This is a genomic window from Thermomonas sp. LB-4 (assembly GCF_036409385.1).
In the GTDB taxonomy this organism is placed as follows: domain Bacteria; phylum Pseudomonadota; class Gammaproteobacteria; order Xanthomonadales; family Xanthomonadaceae; genus Thermomonas.
In genome coordinates this window covers 45,767-68,286 of record NZ_JAXOFT010000011.1, presented here as the reverse complement: position 1 = coordinate 68,286, position 22,520 = coordinate 45,767, and the positions used below count along the sequence as shown (strand labels likewise).

Genomic DNA, 22,520 nt, shown 5'->3' with positions numbered 1-22,520 from the left:
GCAGATGACATTCGAGCTTCCGCCCGCCCGCGATCTGCACGATGCCGCCTCCACTTCGCCGGCCTTTCCGGCTTGCGAGGCGTCGGCGCGTCTGGCCGATCTGGCCACGCTGGCCGCGGCGATACTGCAGGCGCCGATGGGCGTCGTCGCCGCCTGCGACGACGAACGAGTGTTGATGCTCGCCGGCCACGGCGTCGAAGGCGGTCCGCGCCAGCTCTCGCGCGACCACCTGATCGTGCGCACCTGGGAACAGCACACCCCGCTGCTGGTGCTGCCCAACCTCGCTGCGGATCCGCGCTGCGGCGCGCGCTTCTACGTCGGCGTGGCCCTGCGCGGGCGCGCCGGCCAACGCCTCGGCACCCTGGCCGTGCTGGCCCACGAACCGCGCGAAGCCCCCACGCAGGCGCAGTTGGACACGCTGGCGGGGCTGGCACGCATCGCCGCCACCCTGCTGGAGCAACGCCACCTGGAGCGGCGTGCGCTGATCGTCTCGCAGGCTGGAGAACAGGCCCGCGAAGCGGTGCTGGTCGGCGATCGCCAAGGCCGGGTGCGCTGGCAGAACCGCGCTGCCGAACAGCTGTTCGGCAGCCAGCTGGCCGGCCAGCCGCTGTTCTCGCTGTTCCCGCTGCGCCTGCAATCCGACCAGGACATCGCCCAGGCGTGGCTGTCCGGACGCATCGAGGGCAGCCAGCAGCTGCGCATCATGGCCCCGGACGGCAGCCTGCGCCTGCTCGATGCCACTCGCTCCACCTGGCGCTACGGCCCGGACCGTGGCGTCACCCTGATCCTGCACGACATCACCGAAGCCGCCCACCAGCGCGCCCAGCTGGACCGGTTGGCGCACTACGACTCGCTGACCGGGCTGCCCAACCGCAATGCCCTGCTCGACGCGCTGGAGCGGCATCCGGACTGGGGCGTGGCGCTGCTCGCCATCGACCGCTTCAAGTGGATCAACGACGGCCTTGGCCACGTGGTCGGCGACCGCGTGCTGCAAGCCATCGCCGACCGGCTGCAGGCCAACGCGGATGCCGATGCCTGCCTTGCCCGCGTGGGCGGCGACGTGTTCGCGGTGGCCTGCAGCGACGCCCGCCTGGCCGCGTGCGAACGCGATGACGCGGACACCGGCGCGGTCATCCCGGCGCTGGTCCGGCATCTGGAACAGACCCTGCGCGTGCGTGGCCACGAGATCAACATCGACGTGAGCGTGGGGATCGCCCTGCGTGCCGATGTCCGCGGCCAGGGCGACCTGCTGGCCAGCGCCGACCTTGCCCTGAACCGCGCCAAATCGGCCGGCGGCCGGCAGGTTTGCCGCTACCAGGCGGCGATGCGCACCGACGCCCTGGCCCGTCGCGACCTGGACCGCGACCTGCGCCGCGCCTTTGCGCAGGGCGAGTTCGAGCTCCACTACCAGCCGCAGGTCGAGCTGGCCACCGGCCGCATCTGCGGTGCCGAGGCGCTGCTGCGCTGGCGGCACCCGCAGCGCGGGATGGTGCCGGCGGGCGAGTTCATCGACCTGCTGGCACGCAGCCCGCTGGGCGCGGAAGTCGGCGCCTGGGTGCTGCGGCGCGCCTGCCGGGACGCCGCGCAGTGGCCCGATCCGGACACCTCGGTGAGCGTCAACCTGTTCCCCGCGCAGCTGGCCGAGTCGCTGGTGGCCGAAGTCCAGGTGGCGCTGGCCGCCGCCGGGCTGCCGGCGGAGCGGCTGGAGCTGGAGATCACCGAGACCATCGCCCTCACCCACGACAGTGCGGGTGCCGAGGCGCTGGCGGTCCTGCGTTCGCGCGGGGTGAACCTGGCCTTCGACGACTTCGGCACCGGCTATGCGTCGCTGTCGATGCTGCGCCGCTTCCGCATCGACCGGGTCAAGATCGACCGCAGCTTCGTCAGCGGGATGCTGGTCAACGGCGAGGATGCGGCGATCGTGCGCTGGATCCTGATGCTGGCGCGCGCGCTGGGCCTGCGGGTGGTGGCGGAGGGCGTGGAGGACATGCCGCAGGCGGCCTGGCTGCACGACCACGGCTGCGAGGAGGCGCAGGGCTACCTGTACGCGCCGGCGCTGGACGCGGCGGCCCTGCACACGCGGCTGCAGACGCAACAGGCGGAGATGGCCCATGGCTGAGGGCACCACCGACCGCGACAGCACCGGCGCGGGCTTCGAGTTCAACGACCGCGATTTCCGCCGCGCCTGCCGGATGATCTACACCCGCGCCGGCATCCATCTTGCCGAACACAAGCGCGACATGGTCTACAGCCGGCTGTCGCGGCGCATCCGCGCGCGCGGCCTGTCCACGTGCGCCGACTACCTGGACCTGGTGGAAGCCGATCCGGACAGCGAGGAACAGGCGTTCATCAACGCGCTGACCACCAACCTCACCTCGTTCTTCCGCGAGGCCCACCATTTCGATGCCCTGCGCGACCAGCTGCGCGCCCTGCCCCGCGGAGAGCCGGCGGACATCTGGTGCTGCGCCGCCTCCACCGGCGAGGAACCGTGGTCGCTGGCAATCACCGCCTGCGAGGCGTTCAACTCGGATACCCCGCCGGTGCGCATCCTCGCCACCGACATCGACACCAACGCTCTGAGCACCGCGGCCTCGGGCAGTTACGGGATCGACCGCATCGCCGACCTCTCGCCGGAGCGCAAGCGCCGCTTCTTCCTGCGCGGCACCGGTCCCAACGAGGGCCTGGTGCGGGTGAAGCCGCACCTGCGCCAACTGGTCGATTTCCGCCAGCTCAACCTGCTGGCGCCGGACTACGGGATGCGCCAGCGCTTCCTGGCGGTGTTTTGCCGCAACGTGATGATCTACTTCGACAAGCCCACCCAGTACGAGGTGCTGCGCAAGATTGCCCCGCTGCTGGCGCCAGACGGCCGCTTCTATGCCGGGCATTCGGAAAGCTTCGCCCATGCGCTGGACGTGGTGCAGCCCTGCGGCAGGACCATCTATCGCGCCGCCCAGGACGGCCGATGAGCGTGCTGCCGGCCAGCGTCGCCGCGGTCCGGGTGCCGCCGCCGGGGACCTACTACGACCCGGCGCTGGACGCGGACGTGATCAAGCTGCTGCCGGCGGAGTGGCGGGTTTCGTCGGATCCGATCGCGCTGGCCACCGTGCTGGGCTCCTGCGTGGCGGCCTGCCTCTACGACCCCAGCGCCTGCGTCGGCGGGATGAACCACTTCATGCTGCCCGACGCTGCACCGGGCGACGGCAGCGCGCGCTACGGCGCCCATGCGATGGAACTGCTGATCAACGGCCTGCTGAAGGCGGGCGCCTCGCGCCAGCGCCTGCAGGCGAAGGTGTTCGGGGGCGGCAACGTGCTGCCCGGCATGACCCTGGACCCGATCGGCACCCGCAACGGCAATTTCGTGCTCAACTACCTCACCGCGGAACGCATCCCGATCGTGGCCCAGGACCTGTTCGGAGTGCAGCCGCGCAAGGTGTGTTTCTTCGTGCGCACCGGCCGCACGCTGGTCAAGCGCCTGCCCGCGGCCGGCGAGATCGCGCGGGTCGAGCGCGCCTATCGCAGCCAGCTGGCGCAGAAGCCGGTGGCCGGTTCCGTGGAGCTGTTCTGATGGCCATGCAAACACCCCTGCGTCCCGGCAAGGTACGCGTGCTGATCGTCGACGACTCGGCGCTGGTGCGTCAGGTGCTCAGCGAAATCCTGTCGCAAGATCCGGGCATCGAGGTCGTCGGCACCGCCTCCGACCCGTTGATCGCACGCGACAAGATCAAGCAGCTCGAACCCGACGTGCTCACCCTCGACGTCGAAATGCCGCGCATGGACGGGCTGACCTTCCTGCAGAACCTGATGCGGCTGCGGCCGATGCCGGTGGTGATGGTGTCCTCGCTGACCGAGGCCGGGGCCCAGGTCACCCTCGATGCGCTGGCGCTGGGCGCGGTGGATTTCGTCACCAAGCCCAAGCTCGACGTGGAGCGCGGCCTGAACAACTACGCCAGTGAGCTCTGCGAGCGCGTGCGCCACGCGGCCCGCGCCCGGGTCGCCCGCCTGCAACCCGGCGCATCCGCGGCCAGCACGCAGCCCACGGCGATCAAGTACCGCACCACCGACCGGCTGATCGCCATCGGTGCCTCCACCGGCGGCACCGAAGCGATCCGCGTGATCCTCGAACAGATGCCGGCCGACGCGCCGGCCACCGTCATCACCCAGCACATCCCGGCCGCCTTCAGCAAGCCGTTCGCGGAGCGCCTGGACCGCCACAGCAAGATGACCGTGGTGCAGGCCGAGGACGACATGCCGCTGCTGGCCGGCCACGCCTACGTCGCCCCGGGCGGGCTGCACCTGCGCGTGCAGCGCAGCGGCGCACGCTGGCGCTGCCGGCTGGGCGAGGACGACCCGATCCGCCGCCACCGCCCCAGCGTCGATGCGCTGTTCGAATCGGTGGCGCAGGCCGCCGGTGCCAACGCCAGTGCCGCGCTGCTCACCGGGATGGGCGACGACGGCGCGCGCGGCCTGCTGGCGCTGCGCAAGGCCGGCGCCGCCACCATGGTGCAGGACGAGGCCAGCTGCGTGGTCTGGGGCATGCCGGGCGCCGCCTACACGCTCGGTGCCGCGCAGCAGGTGCTGCCGCTGTCCGGGATCGCCAGCGCCCTGCTGGCCAGCACCAACCCCGGCGGCGCCTGACTGCCGCCACCGGCGCCGCTAAAGCTGGCCGCCACCTCGGCCGTTATCTTCAGCGAGTCCCCGACGAGATCGACGATGGAACCCCGCGCCCTGCTCCGCATCGCCGCACCGATGGTGCTGATGCTGCTGTTGTTCATTGCCGAGGCCCTGTCCTGGCCGATGGCCGTCCGCATGGCCCTGGTGGTCACCGCAGCCGCGGCCTGGGGCGTGGTGGCCTGGCGCGCCCTGCCCAGCAAGGCCGAGGCGCAGGTCCTGCGCGACCACGCCGAGCTGCTGGGCGAGCTGCGCGGCTTCGTCGGCAACGAGATCAGCGGTTCGCATGCCGAGATCGAGCGCACCCGCACCCTGATCCGCGAGTCGGTGGCCAAGCTCGGCGGCAGCTTCGATGCGGTCAACCGCAAGTCGCGCGAGCAGAGCACGGTGGTGGCGCGGCTGGTCGAGCGCACCGGCGACGACAGCGGCTCCATCGATATCTCCCGCTTCGCCCAGCAGGCCACCCAGCAGATGGAGCAGCTGGTGGAGGCGCTGGAAGCGGCCAGCGGCCAGAGCGGCGTTACCGTCAGCCACATCGACGCGATGGCCGGGCACCTGGACGGCATCTTCGCGCTGCTGGAAGACGTCAAGTCGATCGCCGACCAGACCAACCTGCTGGCGCTGAACGCCGCCATCGAGGCCGCGCGTGCCGGCGAGGCGGGCCGCGGCTTCGCGGTGGTGGCCGACGAGGTGCGCAACCTGTCCGAGCGCAGCACCGCCTTCAACGAGCAGATCCGCAAGCTGGCCCACAACGCCAAGGAATCCATCGCCAAGGTCCGCGAAACCGTGTCGCAGACGGCCTCGCGCGATCTCGACCGCGTGCGCGTGGCGCGCAGCGAATCGGCCTCGATGATGGACCGCGTCGAGGGCATCCACCGCAGCCTGGGCAACGGCATGCGCGACATCGCCGACTGCGGCCGGGCCATCGACGCCTCGGTGGCGGAAGCGGTGCGTTCGCTGCAGTTCGAGGACATCGCCACCCAGGCATTGGGCGCCGCAGGCGTGCACCTGCAGCGGCTCGAGCAGATCAACAACGAAGCCACCACCCTGCACGACCTGCTGCGCGGCAGCCACGGCTTCCAGGACCCGGAAATGCGCAAGGCGCTGGCCAATATCGGCAACCGCATCGCGCAGATGCGCGGCGAGTGGGAACGCCCGCCGCACAAGGCCGTCCTGCAGCAGACGATGGACGCCGGCAGCGTCGAGCTGTTCTGACCCCCGCTGCCCGCGGGCAGCCCTGGAATCCCGGCCCCTGGCCGGGATTTTTTTGTCCGCGCCTATCGGCAGCAGGGAAACCGGCCGACGCGCATGAAAAACCCGGTCTCGCGGGCATTGCGCCTGGAGGGGACCGGGTCGGGCCGGAGCGATTCTCCGTGGCGCCTTGCGCGCCGTGGAGTTTTTCTCCGGTCCGCAGAGACTACCCCCGGCATGGTTAGGAAAAGGCTAAGGACCGCCCATTCAGCGCAGCCGCCGGTCGGCCAACCGCATTCAGGGGCGAGACCAGGGCCACCACCCGCGGCCGGTGCGCGCGTAGCGGTCGGCCGCGCGCTCGAACGGATTGCGCGCCGCCACCCCACCGTGCAGCAGGTACAGCGGCAGGAACAGCACGCCCAGCGCCATGTACTGCAGGACATGCGCACGCTCGTGGTCGCACAGCCGGATGCGCGGCTCGTGGCCATGGCCGGCATCGTGCGCATAGGTATTGCACGCGCGCCCCAGGTCGTCGCCGGTGTCCAGGATCACGTTGCCCAACGTCAGCGCGCCGCCCGGCCCCCACGGCACGCGGTGGAAGATGCAGGCCAGGTCGCGCCTGCTGAACTGCGCGCGCGCGCCGCCCGCCAGCGCCGCCAGCCCCGCCGCAAGGCCGATCGCGCTGACCGGCGACGCCCACAGGATGCCCAGGCACTGCACCGCATGCAGCAGCCAGCGCGGCGGCGCGCGCATCCTCAGCGCGACCGCTTCGCCAGCCAGTCGTGAATGGTCTGCGGCACTTCCTGCTGGGCGCGGCCGGACACGTAGATGCCGATATGGCCGCCCTTGAACGACAGCTCGGTGTAGTCCTGGCTGCCGCACAGCCCGCGCAGCGCGCGCGAGGCGTCGGGCGGCACCAGGTGGTCCTGCTCGGCGTAGATGTTGAGGATCGGCATTTCCAGCAGGCCCAGGTGGACCTCGCGGTCGCCCACCTTCGCGCCGCCGGTGACGAAGCGGTTCTCCTGGAAGAACTGCTTGCTGAACTCGCGGAACGCCTCGCCGGCCTGGTCGGGCGAATCGAAGATCCACTTCTCCATGCGCAGGAAATCCTCCATCGCCCTGCGGTCGTCGAGGATGTCGGCCATGCCCACGTACTTCTGCGCGAACAGCCGCCACGGCTTCAGCATCAGGTAGGTGAAGTTCATCATGTCGGCCGGCACGTTGCCGAGCGTGTCGACCAGCAGGTCCACGTCGATCTCGCGGTTCCAGTTCGACAGCATGTTGTCGGCGGTGTGGAAGTCCACCGGCGTCACCATGGCGATGAGGTTCTTCACCTTGTCCGGATGCAGCGCGGCGTAGCACAGCGAGAACGCGCCGCCCTGGCAGATCCCCAGCAGGTTGACCGAAGGCAGCCCCTGCGCCGCGCACAGGTGCTCCACCGCGCCGCCGATGAAGCGCTCGATGTAGTCCTCCAGGGTGAGGAAGCGGTCGGAGCGGTCCGGGTAGCCCCAGTCGATGATGTAGACGTCCTCGCCGCGCGCCAGCAAACCCTTGACCAGCGAACGGTCGGCCTGCAGGTCGACCATGTACGGGCGGTTGACCAGCGCGTAGGCGATCAGGATCGGCACCCGCGCGGTGGGGGCACGCTCGCCCTTGAAGCGGTACAGCACCACCCTGCCGTCGCGCCAGACCTCCTCGCGCGGGGTGACGCCGAAATCCACCTCGCCCATGTCGCGCAGGGTTCCGATGCTGGCGGAAAGCTTGCGCTGCAGCCGACTGCTTTCCTCGGCCAGCGAATCCAACGTGATGTTCAGCGGTCCGATCATTTCAACGCCCCCTGGCAACAGGCTTGCCCGTACGCGCGTTCGCCGCGGCTGCGCTGCCCTTCGCGGCCTGCTTCACGATCTTCCCGGCGACTTTCCTTGCAGCTGTTTTCGCCATGCCGGCTGCCGGCTCTTTCTTCGCCGCTGCCTTTCCGCCTGGTGCCGCCCTGGCTACGGACGGTTTGCTGGCCGCGGACGTCCGCTTCGGCGACGGCTTGCCCGGCGCCACACTGCCAGCAGCCGCCGGCGTCGGCGCGCGCTGCATCCGTCGCAGCTGCCGCTCCAGCTCGGCGATCTTGCGGTGGGCGCTGTCCAGCTCGCCGCGCTCCGGCCAACCGTAGGTGCTGGCAACCTGTTCCCCAATCGCCTGCGCGGCCGCGCGCTGGCGCATCTGCGCATTCACCAGCGCGCCGAACGCATGGCGGTATTCCTGCGACAGGGCCAGCTCCGCCCAGGCCTCCTCCGCGGCGTCGACCCACAGGTCGAACAGGGCGCGCGCGCTGGAAATCTGCTGGCCCGGCTCTTCGTGGCTGGCAAGCCTGGATTCGAAGCGCGAGAACGCATCGCGCGAGGCCTTCGCCATCAACCTGGCGTACTCCTGCTGCGCCTCCTGCCAGCGCAGCTGCGCCAGCGCCAGCGCCTGCAGCCGCTCCTGGTGCTCGCGACTGAAGCCGAATGCAGGCATCCGCAGCGCCGCCGCGGTTTCCGCGCGCAGGCCGTGCAGCGACGGCATGCCTGCCTCGCCCCACTGCGCGATGGTCTCCAGCCCCGGCCCACGCATGCCCTCCATCAGGCCGGCGAAAGGATGGCTGCCGCCAAAGGCCTCGCGCCAGGCGGCGGCCACGTCGCCGGCACTGTGATCGCGGCCGGCAAAGCGCGCCGCCACCTGCTGCATCTGCGCGTACCAGTCGCTGCTCTGGCGGTTGAAATGCTCCATCGCGGCGCCGAAACCGCCCTGGCCGCCGGCCTGGCGACGCCACGCCTCGAACATGTCCCCCAGCCCGAACTGGCCCGGATCGAGGCCCGGCTGCGGCGCGGCGCCGCGCAGCGCCTGCCCCCACAGGTCCAGATACTGGCGCGTCAGCGCCGCGAAATCGTTGGATGCTTCCGCCATGTCCCCTCCGTCCATGCACCGATGCTAGCAACGCCGGGATGACACCGCCATCGCAGGCGATTTCAGGGCTTGGGGATGCGCAGAGTCTTGCTGATCATCAGCGCGCCGGACAGCGCGAACACCAGCGCCAGCGGGTGCAGCTGCCACGGGCCCAGCCGGATCACGCCCAGCCACAGGTCGGCGCCGATGTCGCCGCGCCAGGCGGCCCACGCCAGCATGCCGACGAGCACCACGCTGGTCGGGATCGGCGTGCCCTCGAAGTACTTCACCTTGTCGCCGCCGTCGGCCAGGGTTTCCGCGGTGACGTTGTAGCGCGCCAGCCGACTCACGCCGCAGCCCACGAAGCCGCTCAGGATCAGCCAGTCCCAGCCGCCCTGCAGGCCGCAGGCATAGGCAAGCGCCGCCGGCGCGACGCCGAAACTGATCACGTCGGCCAGCGAATCCAGCTCGCGCCCCAGCGTGGAGGACACCTTGCGCCAGCGGGCGATGCGTCCGTCCAGCGCGTCGAACACGAACGCCAGAGGGATCAGCGCCATGCCGATCAGCAGGTCGCGCACAACGCCGTCCTGCAGGAAGCGCATCGCGGCGAAAATCGCGCCGGTGCCGCAGAAGGCATTGGCCAGGGTGAACCAGTCGGCGAGGTGGAAATCGCGCAACATCGAGAAATGGCGCTGCTTCATCGGCTGCTCCGGTATGCCTGTACGCGGAGCCTACCCCACCGCGCGACAGGCCAGCGTGGAGCCCCCGTCGCCGGCCCTGCGCCGCCTGCGGTCAACTGCGGCGGGCAACTGCGGCGGGCCACGCCTTGCCGCCGGCAAGGCTTCGCCGCGCGATCAGTCCGGCATGGCCAGATGCCGCGCCTCCAGCGGCTTGCCCATCCGCGGCACCGTGGCCACCACGGCATCGGCGGGCAGCGCGGCCTTGCCGTCGAGGTGCGCATCGACCCGATCCAGCGCCTCGTACACGTACGGCAGCAGCGGCAGGTAGGCCGCCGCCATGTGCGGCAGCGCAAGGAACCCGTCGAAGTGCTGGGCGTTGCGCACCTGCCAGTAGCGCACGTCGCGGCCAGCGGCCCTGGCCATCGCCACGTACGGCGCACTGGAGAACGCCAGCGGCACCAGGCCGTCGTCGGTGCCATGGATCACCACCACCGGCAACCCGGCGCGCGGCGCGCTGGCGCGGGTTTCCTCGATGCCCGCGCGCACCCGCCGCGCATCGGCACCGTCGCCCGCCCACAGTGCGCGCAGGCACTGCAGGCCGCTCAGCCCCATGTCCGCAAGCGGCTGCGGATCGACGATGCCAACGCCCGCGCCGGGCGGAATGCCGCTGCCGTCGGCCCACCACGCGGCGCGCTCGGCATCGGTCACGGCACGCGGCTGCAGGTCCGCACCCAGCGCCGCATAGCGGTACCCGCAGGGATGGGCGTCATGCGCGTAGCGGCCGTAGGCGGAGGCATAGCCCACCGCCACCGCGCGCCACAGGTCGAAGCCCACGCTGATCGCGCCGGCGCGCAGCGCCGCATCGGTCCAGCCGGCGGCGCGCAGCTTCGCCAGGGCGTCCTTCTGCAGGGCGTCCGCGGTCGCGCCGGACAGCAGGCCGCGCGCGGCCAGGGCCGCGCACTTCGCGTCCAGCCCCGGCATCGCCGGGATGCCCAGCTGCGGCAGCGCGCAGGGCATCAGCAGCGCGGCTTCGGTGGTGTAGTCGTACAGGCTGCGCGCGCCGGCGGCCTCGGCCAGCACATTGGGTTCACCCGCAACCACCGCGTCCAGCCACGGCTCGCCGTCTTCCGCGGCGCGCAGCACCGCGCCGCCGCCGTTGGAGATGCCCACCGCGATGACGCGGGTGTTGTCGAAGGTGAACGGCGCCTGCTGCGGCAGCTGCGCATCCAGCGTGGCCAGCGCGAACTGGGCGGCCTGCTTGACGTGGCGGCCCCAGTCGGCCTCCGGGTTGTCCTGCGAATGCGCGTGCTTGAACGCCACGCCGCTGCCGCTGGCCGGCTGCGGAACGAATGCCAACGCGGCGTCCGCAGGCGCCAAGGTGCCGTCGGCGGCCACGTCCTGCCCCGCATCCAGATCGAAATAGTCCGTGCCCGCGCCCTTGTCGGTATAGGCCACCGCGCAGCCGCGCGGCAGGCCCCACGCACCGGCAACCGCAATCGCGCCGTAAATGCCGCGCGAACCCGACGAGGCGGCCACCACCACGCAGCGCTTGCCGGCGTCGAAGGCGTCCGGCAGCTGCACCAGCACGCGATGCGGCTGGGTCGCCCCGGCGAGTTTGGCGAACGCACTGAACTCGCGGCCCGGTACGGCGGCGACGCTGCCGTACAGGCTGCCGTAGCCGCCGCCGGGCGAAAGATCCGCGATCCCGCGCCAGTTGCTCCACAGCGCGCGCTTGCGCAGCTCGGCCGGGGTCGGATGCGCGGCGTCGGCGAAGCCCGGCGGCAGCATCGACTGCAGGCCGGCAAGGCCCAGCCCGCCGGTGAGCAGGTCGTCCTGCCCGCGATGTTCGGTGGCGCGCGGTTGGCTGAACATGGCGGCGGTTTCCTTCGCGGCGGGCAGGCTGGCGCAGCCGGCCGCCAGGGCGGCGGCCACGGCGAGGACACAATGGCGGAGTGTGTTCATGCCGCGACCATAGCTGCTGCCGCGGCGCGTCGCATCGTACTTTCGTACCAGCAGGCGCCAGCGCGTTCCTGCTAGCGTATGCGCTTCCCCATCGTTGCAGAGCCGCACCATGAGCGACACCTTCCTGCAGGGCCGCACCGCGCTGGTGACCGGCAGCACGTCCGGCATCGGGCTGGCCATCGCCAAGGGCCTTGCCGCCGCCGGCGCGAAGGTGGCGATCAACGGGCTGGGCTCGCCCGGGCAGATCGCCGCCGCGCTCGCCGAGGTGGACGCCGCGGGCGGTGGCGGCACCGCGCATTTCGGCGCCGACCTGCGGGACCCCGCGGCGATCGAGGCGATGATGGCAGAGCTTGCCGGCTGGTCGAACGGCGGCATCGACGTCCTGGTCAACAATGCCGGCATCCAGCACGCGGTGCCCCTGCACGAAATGCCGGTGGCGAAGTGGAACGACATCATCGCCATCAACCTCTCCTCCGCCTTCCACACCATGCGCCTGGCGATGCCGGCGATGGCCGGCCGCGGCTACGGCCGCGTGGTCAACATCGCCTCGGTGCACGGGCTGGTGGCATCGAAGGACAAGGCGCCGTACGTGGCCAGCAAGTTCGGCATCGTCGGGCTGAGCAAGGTCGCCGCGCTGGAATATGCCGCGCAGGGCAACCGCGATTCCGGCGGCATCACCGTCAACTGCATCTGCCCGGGCTGGGTGGAGACCCCGCTGATCGAGCCGCAGATCGAGGCGCGCATGCAGGGCGGCAGCCGCGACGACGGCGTGCGCGCGCTGCTGGCGGAAAAGCAGCCCAGCCTGCGCATGACCCTGCCCGCCGAGATCGCCGCGCTGGCGGTGTTCCTGTGCCGGCGCGAGGCGCACAACATCACCGGCACGGCGATGCCGGTGGACGGGGGCTGGACGGCGCAGTAAGGCCATGGCTTCCCTGCTGATCGCCGACGACCACCCGCTGTTCCGCGCCGCGTTGCGGCAGGCCGCGCGCGACGCGCTGGGCGACGTGCAGCTGTTCGAAGCCGGCGCGCTGGACCAGGTGCTGGCGCTGCTGGACGCGCAGCCACAGGTCGACCTGGTGCTGCTGGACCTGCACATGCCGGGCAACCACGGCCTGGCCGGGCTGGCGGCGATCCGCGCGCAATTCCCGGGCGTGGCGGTGATCGTGGTCTCGGCCAACGACGACCCGCGCGTGGTGCGCCGCGCGCTGGACCACGGCGCCGCCGGCTACCTGCCGAAGAGCGCCGGCCTCGACGAACTGCGCGACGCCATCCGCTGCGTGCTGGCCTGCGAGACCTGGCTGCCACCGGCGCTGCGCGCCAGCGTGGCGCGGGCGCAGAGCGCGCCGCAGGACGCGGACCTGGCCGCGCGCCTGGCCAGCCTGTCGCCGCAGCAGTTCCGGGTGCTGGCGCTGGTCGCCGAAGGCCTGCTCAACAAGCAGATCGCCGACCGCCTGGACGTGCAGGAACGCACGGTGAAGGCGCATCTGACCGCCATCTTCGAGCGCCTCGGCGTGCGCAACCGCACCCAAGCCAGCGTGGTGCTGCGCGAACTGGAGCTCTCGGACCCCGCGCGGCAGATCGAAGCCTGATCCCCACCACGGGCGTGAAACGCATGGCTACTTTTTAGCCAACTCCATTGACAGCCGCACCCCGCCTTGCGCTCGGACGGTTATCCACACCGTTATACGATTTCCATCCACAGCGGTTGTGGACAACGCGTTTCCCGGAGCGCGCCGCACGCCTGAAAATCGCTGGTGTTTTTTTCACCACAACTGTTGACAGCCGCGCCACGCCTGGCGCGCAGGCGGTTATCCACACCCTTATACGAGTTCCATCCACAAGCGCTGTGGACAACCGCCACCGCGTCGGCGCGGGCAACGAGAGCGGGGTGGCGAAATAATCGCCACCCCGCTGGAAACATCGCCACGGCTTGCGATCAGCCGCTTATCCACATCCTTATGCAACCACCGGTCCACAGCAGCTGTGGACAATCTCGGCGCCTCACATCGTCGCGGCGTCGATCACGAAGCGGTACTTGACGTCGCTCCTGAGCATCCGTTCGTAGGCCGCATCGATGTCCTGCGCGCGCACCATCTCGATGTCGGCGACGATGCCGTGCTCGGCGCAGAAATCCAGCATCTCCTGGGTCTCGGCAATGCCGCCGATCAGCGAGCCGGCAATCGCGCGGCGCTTGAAGATCAGGTTGCCGATGTTCGGCGAGGGGTGCGCATGCTCCGGCACGCCCACCAGGCACAGCGTGCCGTCGCGCTTGAGCAGCGCGGAGAACGCATCGAGGTCGTGGCTGGCCGCCACGGTATCGAGGATGAAATCGAAGCTGTTGCGTTGCGCCTTCATCTGCGCGGCATCGCGCGAGATCACCACCTCGTCGGCGCCGAGCCCGTGCGCTTCCGCGCGCTTGGATTCGCTGGTGGTGAACGCCACCACCCGCGCGCCCATCGCGTGCGCGATCTTGATGCCCATGTGGCCCAACCCGCCGATGCCGACGATGCCGACCTTCTTGCCCGGCCCCACCTTCCAGTGCCGCAGCGGCGAATAGGTGGTGATGCCCGCGCACAGCAGCGGCGCCACCGCCGCCAGCTGTTCCTTCGGGTGGTGCACGCGCAGCACGAAATCCTGATCGACCACGATGCGCTGCGAATAGCCGCCCAGCGTGTGGCCCGGCGCGTCCGCGGTGGGGCCGTTGTAGGTGCCGACCATGCCCTGCTCGCAGTACTGCTCCAGCCCCTCGCCGCAGGCGGCGCAATGCCGGCAGCTGCCGACCATGCAACCCACGCCGACGGTATCGCCCACCTGGAAGCCGGAGACTTCGGCGCCGACCGCGCTGACATGGCCGACGATCTCGTGCCCGGGCACGCACGGGTACAGGGTGCCCGCCCATTCCGCGCGCACGGTATGCAGGTCGGAATGGCAGATGCCGCAGTAGGCGATTTCGATCTGCACGTCGCGCGGCCCCGGCGCACGGCGCTCGATGTCGATGGCGACGATGGGCTTGTCGGCGGCGTGGGCGCCCCAGGCTTTGATGGTCATGGCCAGACTCCGCAGGATGTGGAAGCGGAGTATGCGCCCATCCTGTCCCCTGGCCGTATTTCCATGCCGCCAGCGTAACTCTCGGCAGACACCCTCGCGAGGCATGCCAAAACCATGTACGACTTCATCAATGAAGAGTTCGACAACCCGATCAAAAGCGCCGCCGTTGGCAGTCTGAGCGGGCTTCAGCACAAGATGCAGAAACAACGTACCAAGAATCAAACACTGACGAGCAATAGCGGCAAGACCATGTCGTACACGCTCTTGCACTACGTTCCAGGCCTCAGCACCTTTTGCGGGATCCGTGGCACTACTGTCATCACCGGCTTCATGAGTGGCTGCTATCTATTCCGCTATCGCCGCCATGGCGAATTGCGCGCGGCCCACATCGGCACCCATGACACCAATCAAGCCTGGAGCAAACAGGCCAAGGATGTCTGGAAGTCGTACGTTACCCGTCCCCACATCTCCGATGTATTTGGCTTCGACCCGGCACGGGACGTCTCCGACCAATTACTGGCGGATGCAGCGAAGCTCGGGACGCCCAGAATCATCGGTCTCTGGGAAGGTAACGGCAATGCCCGCGTGGGAGTGTTCGCGACTCCCGCGCAACGACCAACGAAAGCCATTCTTGTTGGCATCGAACACGCCCGGCTACGGCCATGGAGCTCCATTAAAAACGACCCCAAAATGCGCTGACGTCAACAACGGGAGTACCGCCACGACAGCATGCGCCCATCTCGGTACGGCATCACCCCATGGAACGGGCGCGGGTCATCATCGAACACCAGTGGCAGGAAGTGGCGGTCGCCCTCCCACAAGGGCAGTTCCAGGATGCGCTCGCGCGCCACCCATTCCAGTGCACCTTCCGGGTTGCGCTCCAGCGGCGCGCCTTCGAACGCATCCACCACGAACACGAAGCCCAGCCAGTCCTCGCCATGCTTGCCGAAGCCCGGCCAGCTGATCGTGCCGCGCAGGCGCAGCGCCGTGCACTCGATCCCAGCCTCCTCGCGGATCTCGCGGCGCATGCCGGCCAGCACGTCTTCGTCCGCCTCGAGTTTCCCGCCCAGGCCGTTGTACTTGCCGAGGTGGTGGTCGCCGGGCCGCGCGTTGCGATGGATCATCAGCACGCTGCCGCCATCGGGCGACAGCACGTAGCCGAGGGTGGCGACGATGGGGGTGTAAGGCATGCGCACAGTGTGCCAGCTCGGCCCCTGCATGCGACAATCCGCCCCTTACGGAAGCGTGGCCGAGTGGTTTAAGGCAGCGGTCTTGAAAACCGCCGATGGGTCAAACCATCCGTGAGTTCGAATCTCACCGCTTCCGCCATTACCCCTGCGCGGCCTTGGCCTTCCCGCCGGTCTTCGCCCTTGCCTTGGCCTTCAGGCATTCGGGGTCGCTGCATTCCAGCCGCGCCCCCTCCAGCATCTTCGGGAGTTTCTGGGCAAGGAAATCGATGAACACCCGCACCGCCGGCAGCATGCCGCGGCGCGATGCAAACACCGCATGGGCAATGCCCTGCGGCAGGCGCCAGTCCGGCAGCACCACCTCCAGCGCACCGCTGCGCACCGCGTCGGCGCAGATGGTTTCCGGCAGCAGGGTGATGCCCTCGCCGCCCTCCGCCATTGCCTGCATCATCGGGAAGTCGAAGCCGGTGACCCGTGGCTGCAGCTCGATCCGGCGCACCTCGCCGTTCGGACCGTGCAGCTCCCAGCGCTGGCGGGCTTCATCCTCGCTCACGCTCAGGGTGACGTGGTCGGCCAGCTCTTCCGGCGTGCGCGGTCGGCCGGCGCGGTCCAGGTATTTCGGGCTGGCCACCAGCAATTCCTGGATCTGGCCGAAGCTGCGCATCACCAGGCTGCCGTCCTCGTCCAGCTTGCTGCGCACGCGGATGGCCACATCCACGCCCTCGTTGATCACATCCACGCGGCGATTGCTGACGGTCAGCTGCACCCGCACCTTCGGATACAGCGCCATGAACTCAGGCAGCAGCTTGGGCATCTGCTGCTGCGCCATCGACACCGGCACGCTGACCCGCACGCTGCCGCGGGGTTCGGCGCTGAGCCGGTCCACCGCCTCGCGCGCCGCCTGCGCCTCGGCCAGCATCGACTGCGCGTGGCGGTGCACGCTGGTGCCGACGTCGGTCACCGCGAAGCGCCGCGTGGAGCGCTGCAGCAGGCGCACGCCGAGTTCGGCCTCCAGCGCGCTGATGCGCCGGCTCAGGCGCGACTTCGGAATGCCCAGGGCGCGTTCGGCCGCGGCGAACCCGCCGTGGTCCACGACGACGGCGAAGTAGTAAAGGTCGTTGAGGTCCTGCATGGGGAAATTCCAAATATGGAACGTAAAGTAGTATTTGACTTACTTTATCCCAAAAAAGCAACAATCTACATTGATCCCATCGCGGCCGCGCCGCATCACCGGGATCGCATCTCATGAAACTGCTGCATCTGGACTCCAGCATCCTCGCCGAAAACTCCGCCAGCCGCGAACTCTCCGCTGCCATCGTGGCCCGCTGGCAGCGCGACGTCGCCGGCCTCGAAGTCACCCACCGCGACCTTGCCGGCAGCCACACCCTGCCCCATTTCGACGGCGCCAGCCTGGCCAAGGCGGATGCGGTGCAGGCCGCCCGTGCGCAGCGCGCGCTGGACGAATTCCTGGCCGCCGACGTGGTGGTCATCGGCGTGCCAATGTACAACTTCGGCATCCCCAGCCAGCTCAAGGCCTGGATCGACCGGGTGGCGGTGGCCGGGCAGACCTTCCGCTACACCGAAGCCGGCCCGGTGGGGCTGGCCGGCGGCAAGAAGGTGATCGTGGCCGGGACCTACGGCGGGCTTTACCCGCTGGCGGAAGGGCGCAATTTCATCGAGCCCTACCTGCGCCAGGTGTTCGGCTTCTTCGGCATCGACGACGTCAGCTTCGTCACGGCCGAGGGCCTGGCCATCTCGCCCGAGATGCGCAGCCAGGCCATGGCCGCCGCCCATGCCGTGATCAGCGAAGCGCTGCCGCTGGCGGCCTGAGCGAGCGCCGCGGAAGAACGCGAACGGGTCCTTCCGGGCCCGTTCGGATTGCCCATTGACGATCAGCCGATCCGCTCGGCCCCGCCCATGTACGGGCGCAGCGCTTCGGGCACGTCGATGCTGCCGTCGGCGTTCTGGTAGTTCTCCATCACCGCGATCAGCGCGCGGCCCACCGCCACGCCGGAGCCGTTGAGCGTGTGCACCAGCTCGGGCTTGCCGGTGGCCGGATTGCGCCAGCGCGCCTGCATGCGGCGGGCCTGGAAATCGCCGCAGTTGGAGCAGGAGGAAATCTCGCGGTAGGTGTCCTGCGAGGGCAGCCAGACTTCCAGGTCGAACGTCTTGGTGGCGCCGAAGCCCATGTCGCCGGTGCACAGCAGCACCTTGCGGTACGGCAGGCCCAGTTTTTCCAGCACGGTTTCGGCGCAGCGCGTCATGCGCAGGTGCTCGGCGTCGGACTCCTCCGGTTTCGCGACGCTGACCAGTTCGACCTTCTCGAACTGGTGCTGGCGGATCATCCCGCGCACGTCGCGTCCGCCGCTGCCGGCCTCGGAGCGGAAGCACATCGAATGCGCGGTCATCCGCAGCGGCAGCCGATCGGCGTCGAGGATCTCGTCGCGCACGATATTGGTCAGCGGCACTTCGCTGGTCGGGATCAGGTAGCGCCTGTGCTCGCCCAGCTGGGTTGCGAACAGGTCTTCCTCGAACTTGGGCAGCTGGCCGGTGCCGCGCATCGACTCGGCGTTGACGATCACCGGCACGTTGGTTTCCTCGTAGCCGTGCTCGCCGGTGTGCAGGTCCAGCATGAACTGCGCCAGCGCGCGGTGCAGGCGGGCCAGCTGGCCGCGCAGCACGGTGAAGCGCGAACCGGACAGCTTGGCGGCGGTCTCGCCGTCCAGCCAGCCGTGGCGCGCGCCGAGTTCGACGTGATCCTTGACCACAAAATCGAAGCTGCGCGGGGTGCCCCAGCGATGCTGCTCGACGTTGTCGGCCTCGCCGCCGCCCAGCGGCACGCTGGCATCGGGCAGGTTGGGGATGCCGGCGGCAATGGCTTCGATCTCGCCGCGGATCCGCTCCAGCTCGATTTCGGACGCCTTCAGTTCCTCGCCGAAGCCGGCCACTTCCGCCATCACCGCGGCCACGTCCTCGCCCTTCGCCTTCAGCATGCCGATCTGCTTGCTGCGGGTGTTGCGCAGGTTCTGCAGTTCCTGCGTGCGCACCTGGATGCGCTTGCGGTCGGCCTCCAGCGCTTCCAGCCTGGCGACATCGAGTTCGAAACCGCGGGTGGCGCGCAGGCGCTCGGCCAGTTCGGCGGGTTGGTTGCGCAGCAGGGCGGGATCGAGCATGGGAGGTTCGCGGTGCGAGGGTGAACCCACATTATCGCCGAGCGCGACCGTGATGACAGCGCGTTGCGGCGGCTGTGCAAGAATGCGGCCATGTCCGCGCCCGACCCCCAGCTTCCGCAGCGCAAGCCGCTGCTGCCGCCCCAGCTGGCGATCCGCCTGGCCATCGCCTTCGGCGTCGGCCTGCTGTTGTTCCTGCTGGTCTGGTTGAACTCCCGCCGCGATTACGACTTCTACAAGGCCGACGGCACCGAGGCCACGGCCGGCCAAGCCGATGCGCTGCCTGTCCCCCTCCCGCCGGACGTGGCCGGCAGCGAGGGCGGCAACGCGACCGCCAGCGGCCTGCGCACGGTCGGCAAGGGCAGCGTGGCCGACCCGGCATCCGCTCCGGACAGCAGCCAGCCGCGCATCATCGAGGCACCGGCCCGGCGCGCGCCGCCGCCGCCCGTGGCCCCGGCCGCGCCGGCGCCGGGCGACCGCGCCCAGCCGCAGCCGCTGTCCACGCCCGCCCCGCGCTACCCGCAGGAAGCGCTGCGCATGGGCGCCGGCGGCACCGTGCGGATCACCGTCACCGTGGCGCCCGATGGCAGCGTGGAGCGGCAGGCGCTGGCCGAGAGCAGCGGCAACCGTTATCTCGACCGCGCCGCGCTGGAGGCGGTGCGCCGCTGGCGCTTCCAGCCAGCCACCCGCAACGGCCAGCCGGTGGCGGCCGAAGTGTCGGTGCCGATCGTGTTCAACCCCGAGCGGAACTAGCGCTGGTCGGAAGTCCGGGACGGTGCCTACGGTTGGCGGCGTCGCAGCCGGAAAACGTTACCGGTCAACCCTTGATCCCACCCTTGGCCAACGCCGCCGGGTCCAGCAGCCTGCGCAGCTGCTTTTCGGTCAGGCCGCTGTCCTCCAGCGCCACCTCCAGCACCGGGCGCTGCTCGGCATAGGCGCGCTTGGCGATCTTCGCGGCCTGCTCGTAGCCGATCACCGGATTGAGCGCGGTGACCAGGATGGGATTGCGGTCCAGCGCCCGCGCCACCACGTCGCGGCGGATCTTCAGCGTGGCGATGGCGTTGTCGGCCAGCTCGCGCATGGCATTCGCCAGCAGGCCGATCGCCTCGTCCAGGTTGCCGGCCAGCAGCGGCAGCATCACGTTGAGCTGGAAGTTGCCGCTCTGCCCGGCCACGGTATTGGCCTGGTGCAGCCCGATCACCTGCGCGCAGACCATGCACAGCGCCTCAGGGATCACGGGATTCACCTTGCCCGGCATGATCGAGCTGCCGGGCTGCAGCGCCTGCAGCTCGATTTCGCCCAGTCCCGCCAGCGGGCCGGAGTTCATCCAGCGCAGGTCGTTGCCGAGCTTCATCAGCGCCACCGCCAGCACGCTCAGCTGGCCGGACAGTTCCACCAGGTCGTCCTGCGCGGCCAGCCCCTCGAAGGTGTTCGGGTTCTGGCTGAAGCCGAGGCCGGTGGCGGCATTCAGCGCCTTGGCCACGGCCTTGCCGAACTTCGGGTGGGCGTTGATGCCGGTGCCGATGGCGGTGCCGCCGATCGGCAGCCGCGCCACCCGCTTCAGGCTGTCCTCGATCCGCGCCTGCGCCGACGCCAGCTGCGCCTCCCATGCGCCGAACTCCTGCGCGAAGGTCAGCGGCATGGCGTCCATCAGGTGAGTGCGCCCGGTCTTCACCACGGCGCCGATCGCCTTGGCCTGCGCCTCGAGGGTGTTGCGCAGGTGTTCGAGCTGCGGCAGCAGCGCGGCTTCGGTCTCGCGCACCGCCATCACCCGCAGCGCGGTGGGGATGGTGTCGTTGCTGCTCTGGCCGAGGTTGACGTGGTCGTTCGGATGGACCGGCAGGCCGGTGGCCTTGCCGGCGAGGTGCGCGATCACCTCGTTGGCGTTCATGTTGGAGGACGTGCCAGAGCCGGTCTGGTAGCGGTCGATCGGGAACTGGTCGGCATGCGCGCCGCCGGCCACGGCGGTGGCGGCCTCGACGATGGCGCCGGCGCGCTTGCCATCCAGCAGCCCCAGGTGCCCGTTGACCAGCGCCGCCGAGGCTTTCACCAGCGCCAGCGCGCGGATGAATGCCGCCGGCATCGGCCGCCCGGAGATGTGGAAGTTGTCCACCGCGCGCTGGGTCTGCGCCCCCCACAGCGCGTCTGCGGGCACCTGCAGCCTGCCCATGCTGTCGTGTTCGCTGCGGAATCCCCTGCGCTTGCTGCTGGCCATCTCGCCCTGCCGTTGATTGACGTGTAGGGCTGGAGCTTGCGCGGCCGGGCGCACTTCCACAAGGCAGCGGCGCAGCCTCCGCTCTACAATATCGGCCCCGTTGCCAGCCGCCGCCCCCATGTCCGACGCCCTGACCGCCCTGTCCCCGCTCGATGGCCGCTATGCCGGCAAGGTCGATCCGCTGCGCCCGATCTTCTCGGAATACGGGCTGATCCGCGCCCGCGTGAGGGTGGAAGTGGAATGGCTGCTGGCGCTGGCCGCCGAGCCGGGCATCCCCGAGCTGGCTCCGTTCTCCGCTTCCTCCGCCGCCCGCCTGCGCGCGCTGGCCGACGGCTTCAGCGTGGAGCACGCCGCCCGGGTGAAGGCCATCGAAGCCACCACCAACCACGACGTCAAGGCGGTGGAATACTTCATCAAGGAACAGCTGGAGGACGACGCGGAGCTCGGCCCGGCGCTGGAATTCGTGCACTTCGCCTGCACCAGCGAAGACATCAACAACCTGTCCTACGCGCTGATGCTGAGCCAGGCGCGGGAGGACGTGCTGCTGCCGAAGCTCGACGCGCTGATCCAGAAACTGCGCGCGATGGCGCACGAGCACGCGGCGCTGCCGATGCTTTCGCGCACCCACGGCCAGACTGCTTCCCCCACCACCGTCGGCAAGGAGCTGGCCAACGTGGTCGCGCGCCTGCAGCGGCAGGGCGAAGTGCTGGCCGGGCTGCCGATGCCGGGCAAGATCAACGGCGCGGTGGGCAACTACAACGCCCACGTGGCCGCCTATCCGGACGTGGACTGGCCGGCGTTCTCGCGCCGCTTCGTGGAGTCGCTGGACCTCGACTGGCAGCCCTACACCACCCAGATCGAGCCGCACGACGGCGTGGCCGAGCTGTGCGATGCCTGCAAGCGCATCGACACCATCGCGATTGATCTGTGCCGCGACATCTGGGGCTACATCTCGCAGGGCTACTTCAAGCAGGCGGTGAAGGCCGGCGAAGTGGGCAGCAGCACCATGCCGCACAAGGTCAATCCGATCGACTTCGAGAACGCCGAAGGCAACTTCGGCATCGCCAGCGCGCTGTTCGAGCACTTCGCGATCAAGCTGCCGATCAGCCGCTGGCAGCGCGACCTCACCGACTCCACCGTGCTGCGCGCACTGGGCACCGCCTTCGGCCACATGCTGATCGGCTTCGACGCCCTGCAGCGCGGCCTGAACAAGCTCAGCGTCAACCCGGAGCGCCTGGCCGCCGACCTCGACGCCAGCTGGGAAGTGCTGGCCGAAGCCGTGCAGACGGTGATGCGCCGCCACGGCCTGCCCAATCCCTACGAGCAGCTGAAGGCGCTGACCCGCGGCCATGGCATCACCGCCGACTCCATGCGCGCCTTCGTCGATTCGCTGGACCTGCCCGCGGCCGACAAGCAGCGCCTGCTGGACATGACCCCGGGCCGCTACACCGGCCTGGCGGAGCGGCTGGCGCGGGAGGCCTGA

21 protein-coding genes and 1 tRNA gene are annotated in these 22,520 nt (G+C 69.8%); 12 read left to right on the top strand and 10 right to left on the bottom strand.

The genetic code is table 11. The features are described from left to right. The first annotated feature begins 4 nt into the window (after nucleotides 1-4). The 5 genes from SPK54_RS09180 (at nucleotide 5) to SPK54_RS09160 (ending at nucleotide 5,883) form a co-directional block, all read left to right on the top strand. Nucleotides 5-2,119: an EAL domain-containing protein gene (locus SPK54_RS09180; protein WP_330947603.1), complete on the top strand. Its 2,115-nt coding sequence runs from the start codon at nucleotides 5-7 to the stop codon at nucleotides 2,117-2,119. After that, complete coding sequence (locus SPK54_RS09175) at nucleotides 2,112-2,966, top strand: CheR family methyltransferase (RefSeq protein ID WP_330947602.1); 855 nt, start codon at nucleotides 2,112-2,114, stop codon at nucleotides 2,964-2,966. The genes SPK54_RS09180 and SPK54_RS09175 overlap by 8 nt, the downstream gene beginning before the upstream one ends. Continuing rightward, the gene (gene cheD / locus SPK54_RS09170) at nucleotides 2,963-3,565 is read left to right on the top strand and encodes a chemoreceptor glutamine deamidase CheD (protein ID WP_330947601.1); all 603 of its coding nucleotides are present in this window, start codon (nucleotides 2,963-2,965) and stop codon (nucleotides 3,563-3,565) included. Before SPK54_RS09175 ends, cheD begins: the two co-directional genes overlap by 4 nt. After that, entirely contained in the window at nucleotides 3,565-4,635 is a 1,071-nt protein-coding gene (locus tag SPK54_RS09165; RefSeq protein ID WP_330947600.1) for a chemotaxis response regulator protein-glutamate methylesterase, read from the top strand. The genes cheD and SPK54_RS09165 overlap by 1 nt, the downstream gene beginning before the upstream one ends. Nucleotides 4,636-4,710: 75 nt before the next feature. Further along, nucleotides 4,711-5,883 carry a methyl-accepting chemotaxis protein gene (locus SPK54_RS09160; RefSeq protein ID WP_330947599.1) on the top strand — a complete coding sequence of 391 codons (1,173 nt, stop codon included), beginning with the start codon at nucleotides 4,711-4,713 and terminating at the stop codon, nucleotides 5,881-5,883. A 273-nt stretch (nucleotides 5,884-6,156) separates the two neighbouring features. Here SPK54_RS09160 and SPK54_RS09155 read toward each other — a convergent pair whose 3' ends face one another. The 5 genes from SPK54_RS09155 to SPK54_RS09135 form a co-directional block, all read right to left on the bottom strand. Then, nucleotides 6,157-6,612, bottom strand: coding sequence for a hypothetical protein (locus SPK54_RS09155; RefSeq protein ID WP_330947598.1), 456 nt, complete (start codon nucleotides 6,610-6,612; stop codon nucleotides 6,157-6,159). Between the two features lie 2 nt (nucleotides 6,613-6,614). Beyond that, nucleotides 6,615-7,685: a class III poly(R)-hydroxyalkanoic acid synthase subunit PhaC gene (locus SPK54_RS09150; protein WP_330947597.1), complete on the bottom strand. Its 1,071-nt coding sequence runs from the start codon at nucleotides 7,683-7,685 to the stop codon at nucleotides 6,615-6,617. Between the two features lies 1 nt (nucleotide 7,686). Beyond that, nucleotides 7,687-8,796: a poly(R)-hydroxyalkanoic acid synthase subunit PhaE gene (locus SPK54_RS09145; RefSeq protein ID WP_330947596.1), complete on the bottom strand. Its 1,110-nt coding sequence runs from the start codon at nucleotides 8,794-8,796 to the stop codon at nucleotides 7,687-7,689. A 62-nt stretch (nucleotides 8,797-8,858) separates the two neighbouring features. Further along, on the bottom strand, nucleotides 8,859-9,476 hold the full coding sequence (locus SPK54_RS09140; RefSeq protein ID WP_330947595.1) for a CDP-alcohol phosphatidyltransferase family protein: 618 nt from the start codon (nucleotides 9,474-9,476) through the stop codon (nucleotides 8,859-8,861). A 153-nt stretch (nucleotides 9,477-9,629) separates the two neighbouring features. Beyond that, nucleotides 9,630-11,417: a 3-hydroxybutyrate oligomer hydrolase family protein gene (locus SPK54_RS09135; protein WP_330947594.1), complete on the bottom strand. Its 1,788-nt coding sequence runs from the start codon at nucleotides 11,415-11,417 to the stop codon at nucleotides 9,630-9,632. 109 nt (nucleotides 11,418-11,526) lie between these two features. On the opposite strand from SPK54_RS09135, the gene SPK54_RS09130 reads away from it, so the two are divergent. Continuing rightward, entirely contained in the window at nucleotides 11,527-12,336 is an 810-nt protein-coding gene (locus tag SPK54_RS09130) for a 3-hydroxybutyrate dehydrogenase (protein ID WP_330947593.1), read from the top strand. Between the two features lie 4 nt (nucleotides 12,337-12,340). Further along, nucleotides 12,341-13,006 carry a response regulator transcription factor gene (locus SPK54_RS09125; RefSeq protein WP_330947592.1) on the top strand — a complete coding sequence of 222 codons (666 nt, stop codon included), beginning with the start codon at nucleotides 12,341-12,343 and terminating at the stop codon, nucleotides 13,004-13,006. A gap of 412 nt (nucleotides 13,007-13,418) precedes the next feature. Here SPK54_RS09125 and SPK54_RS09120 read toward each other — a convergent pair whose 3' ends face one another. Continuing rightward, nucleotides 13,419-14,465: an NAD(P)-dependent alcohol dehydrogenase gene (locus tag SPK54_RS09120; RefSeq protein ID WP_330947591.1), complete on the bottom strand. Its 1,047-nt coding sequence runs from the start codon at nucleotides 14,463-14,465 to the stop codon at nucleotides 13,419-13,421. Between the two features lie 114 nt (nucleotides 14,466-14,579). Here SPK54_RS09120 and SPK54_RS09115 point away from each other — a divergent pair, with 114 nt between their 5' ends. Further along, entirely contained in the window at nucleotides 14,580-15,164 is a 585-nt protein-coding gene (locus SPK54_RS09115; RefSeq protein WP_330947590.1) for a hypothetical protein, read from the top strand. Nucleotides 15,165-15,166: 2 nt separating this feature from the next. Here the strand turns inward: SPK54_RS09115 and SPK54_RS09110 are convergent, their stop codons facing one another. Then, a complete protein-coding gene (locus SPK54_RS09110; RefSeq protein ID WP_330947589.1) occupies nucleotides 15,167-15,655 on the bottom strand; it encodes an 8-oxo-dGTP diphosphatase in 489 nt (162 codons plus the stop codon). Nucleotides 15,656-15,704: 49 nt separating this feature from the next. Between SPK54_RS09110 and SPK54_RS09105 the strand changes: the two genes are divergently transcribed. Next, a tRNA-Ser gene (locus SPK54_RS09105) sits at nucleotides 15,705-15,794 on the top strand. On the opposite strand, the gene SPK54_RS09100 is transcribed toward SPK54_RS09105, so the two are convergent. Next, a complete protein-coding gene (locus tag SPK54_RS09100; RefSeq protein ID WP_330947588.1) occupies nucleotides 15,795-16,784 on the bottom strand; it encodes a LysR family transcriptional regulator in 990 nt (329 codons plus the stop codon). A 113-nt stretch (nucleotides 16,785-16,897) separates the two neighbouring features. Between SPK54_RS09100 and SPK54_RS09095 the strand changes: the two genes are divergently transcribed. Continuing rightward, complete coding sequence (locus SPK54_RS09095) at nucleotides 16,898-17,482, top strand: NAD(P)H-dependent oxidoreductase (protein ID WP_330947587.1); 585 nt, start codon at nucleotides 16,898-16,900, stop codon at nucleotides 17,480-17,482. Nucleotides 17,483-17,544: 62 nt separating this feature from the next. Here the strand turns inward: SPK54_RS09095 and serS are convergent, their stop codons facing one another. Beyond that, a complete protein-coding gene (serS, locus tag SPK54_RS09090; protein ID WP_330947586.1) occupies nucleotides 17,545-18,825 on the bottom strand; it encodes a serine--tRNA ligase in 1,281 nt (426 codons plus the stop codon). Between the two features lie 90 nt (nucleotides 18,826-18,915). Here serS and SPK54_RS09085 point away from each other — a divergent pair, with 90 nt between their 5' ends. Beyond that, nucleotides 18,916-19,575, top strand: a complete 660-nt coding sequence (locus tag SPK54_RS09085; protein ID WP_330947585.1) for an energy transducer TonB — start codon at nucleotides 18,916-18,918, stop codon at nucleotides 19,573-19,575. 64 nt (nucleotides 19,576-19,639) lie between these two features. Here the strand turns inward: SPK54_RS09085 and SPK54_RS09080 are convergent, their stop codons facing one another. Continuing rightward, complete coding sequence (locus SPK54_RS09080; protein ID WP_330947584.1) at nucleotides 19,640-21,037, bottom strand: class II fumarate hydratase; 1,398 nt, start codon at nucleotides 21,035-21,037, stop codon at nucleotides 19,640-19,642. Nucleotides 21,038-21,155: 118 nt separating this feature from the next. On the opposite strand from SPK54_RS09080, the gene purB reads away from it, so the two are divergent. Next, nucleotides 21,156-22,520: an adenylosuccinate lyase gene (purB, locus tag SPK54_RS09075; RefSeq protein ID WP_330947583.1), complete on the top strand. Its 1,365-nt coding sequence runs from the start codon at nucleotides 21,156-21,158 to the stop codon at nucleotides 22,518-22,520.